At 68.7% G+C, this 2531-nt stretch carries 1 protein-coding gene, 1 tRNA gene and 1 other RNA gene; 2 read left to right on the plus strand and 1 reads right to left on the minus strand.

Going from position 1 to position 2531, the window contains the following annotated elements; genetic code table 11:
- Positions 1–120: 120 nt before the first annotated feature.
- Positions 121–205: transfer RNA gene (locus tag AC1D2F_RS23820), tRNA-Ser, on the minus strand.
- A gap of 585 nt (positions 206–790) precedes the next feature.
- Here AC1D2F_RS23820 and ffs point away from each other — a divergent pair.
- Positions 791–887: signal recognition particle sRNA small type (ffs, locus tag AC1D2F_RS23825), an RNA gene on the plus strand.
- Positions 888–914: 27 nt separating this feature from the next.
- On the plus strand, positions 915–2531 hold a 1617-nt coding region (locus AC1D2F_RS23830), incomplete at its 3' end, for a DNA polymerase III subunit gamma and tau (RefSeq protein WP_476967899.1).

A 2531-nucleotide genomic window follows, 5' to 3' on the forward strand; every position in this document is an offset into this window, starting at 1 on the left:
GGGCCGGGCCGCAGAGTGCGGGGCGGCGGGGCCAGCGGACGCACTTTCTGGCCATAACCTCCGAGGATGCAAAAGCATGGAGACGCAAAAAGGCCCCGGTCCGAGGACCGGGGCCAACCGCGGAGAATGGGGGATTTGAACCCCCGAGGGCGTTAACCCAACACGCGTTCCAGGCGTGCGCCATAGGCCGCTAGGCGAATTCTCCAGTTGCTTCTGAATCAAAAGCAGATACTAGACTACCTGAACTTTCCAGCTTCGCCCAATTGAGCCCTCCCCGACCCGGCCCGGGGCTCTTCCGGGGGACATGCCCCCCGCTGCATGCGTAGGCTGGACATAGTGCCAAATAGCCCAGTCCTGCGCGCGAAAAATGGACATGCCCCACCGCTGCCCACCCCACCACAGGACATGCCCCGCCAGCCGCTCGAGGGCTGGACATAGTCCCAGCGCGGCCCAGTCCCGTCCGCGAAAAATGGGCATGCCCCACGCTGCCCACGCCCACCTGAGGACATGCCCCATGCAGCACGCACTAGCTGGACACAGTCCCCCAGCGCCGCCTGCATTGCCCGGATCCACCCTGCTGGCCGCAATAACTACCCGCAACTACCCGCGAAAAATGAGCATGGCCCACGCTGCCCTCCCCCGCCACCGGACATGCCCCGCAGCCCGGCCGAGGGCTGGACATAGTGCCAACCAGCCCAGTCCTGCCCGCAAAAAATGGGCATGTCCCGCCGGGGATAAGGGGCCAAAACGGGCCAATTCGAGGCACAGCCAATCGTCAGGTAAACTTGCTGACGGCCCCTCATGTGGCGTCATCCTGTTGAACTCCCCCAGGACCGGAAGGTAGCAAGGGTAAGCGGGCTCTGGCGGGTGCATGAGGGGTCTTTTATGTCTGTGCCGATTGGTAGGGTTTATCTGTGACTGTTACTACCGCTCTCTACCGTCGATACCGCCCCGATTCGTTCGCGGACGTTATCGGGCAGGAGCATGTCACCGAGCCTCTCATGACGGCCCTGCGCAAGAACCGCGTCAACCACGCCTATCTCTTTTCCGGCCCCCGCGGCTGCGGCAAAACCACCTCGGCCCGCATTCTGGCCCGCTGCCTGAACTGCGCCGAGGGCCCCACGGACACCCCCTGCGGCAAGTGCCCCAGCTGCGTCGAACTGGCCCGCGGCGGCTCCGGCTCCCTGGACGTCATCGAGATCGACGCCGCCAGCCACGGCGGTGTCGACGACGCCCGCGACCTCCGCGAACGGGCCACCTACGCCCCGGTCCGGGACCGCTACAAAATCTTCATCATCGACGAAGCCCACATGGTCACGTCGGCCGGCTTCAACGCCCTGCTCAAGATCGTCGAAGAACCGCCGGAACACATCAAGTTCATCTTCGCCACCACGGAGCCGGACAAGGTCATCGGCACTATCCGCTCCCGCACGCACCACTACCCCTTCCGGTTGGTGCCGCCGGAGCCTCTCATGGCGTATCTGGAGCTGCTCTGCACCCAGGAGAACGTCCCCGTGGCGCCCGGCGTGCTCTCCCTCGTCATCCGCGCGGGCGGGGGTTCGGTGCGCGATTCCCTCTCCGTGCTGGACCAGCTCATGGCCGGCGCCGGACCCAACGGCCTGAACTACGAGCTCGCGGTCGCCCTGCTGGGCTACACGCACGCGTCCCTGCTGGACGACGTCGTCGAGGCCGTCGCCGCGTCGGATTCCGCCACGGTATTCCGCGCTGTGGACCGGGTCATCCAGACCGGGCACGATCCCCGGCGCTTCGTCGAAGACCTGCTGGAACGCTTCCGCGACCTCATCATCGTGCAGGCAATGCCCGAAAGCGCCCAGTCCATCCTCCGCGGCATGCCGGCGGACCAGATCGCCCGCCTGCAGAACCAGGCCCACAACCTCGGCGCGGCCGAGCTCTCCCGCGCCGCGGACGTCACCAACACCGCGCTCACGGACATGACCGGGGCCACCTCGCCGCGCCTGCATCTGGAACTGCTGTGCGCCCGCATCCTGCTGCCCAGCTCCGAACAGACCGAGCGCGGCATCGCGGCCCGGATCGACCGCGTTGAGCGGCGGTTGAACTATGCCGGGAACGACGTCGGGGCTCCCCTCGCCAGTGCTCCCGCACCTGCCGCCGTTCCGCCTGCGCGCACCGAACAGCGCACTGAACAATCGGCTTCTCCCCGGCCGCCTGCTGCACAGGCGCCCGCCGCGCCCTTGCCCCCGGCCGCCGCAGCCGCCGCCGCATCCACCCCGCCCCAGGCCGAGCAGCCTCCGGCCACAGCCCCCGCGCCCGCTCCCGCTCGGCGGGACGAGCCTGTCCGGGAACCACTGACGGCACCGCGGGTCAGCACCAGCGACTGGCCCGTAGACGAACCCGCAGCGGCCGGCCGGCCCGCGCCCGCGCCAGTTCCCTCCGCCGCGAAGCGGTCCGCCCTGCCCCCGGCAGACACTGCCCCGCAGGCTGCCGCCCCGTCAGTCGAGCCCGCTCGGGCGGCCGCGCCCGTGGCCGCCCCGTCCGCCGCTGCACCGGCC

Source organism: Arthrobacter sp. P1_B3 (assembly GCF_056406615.1).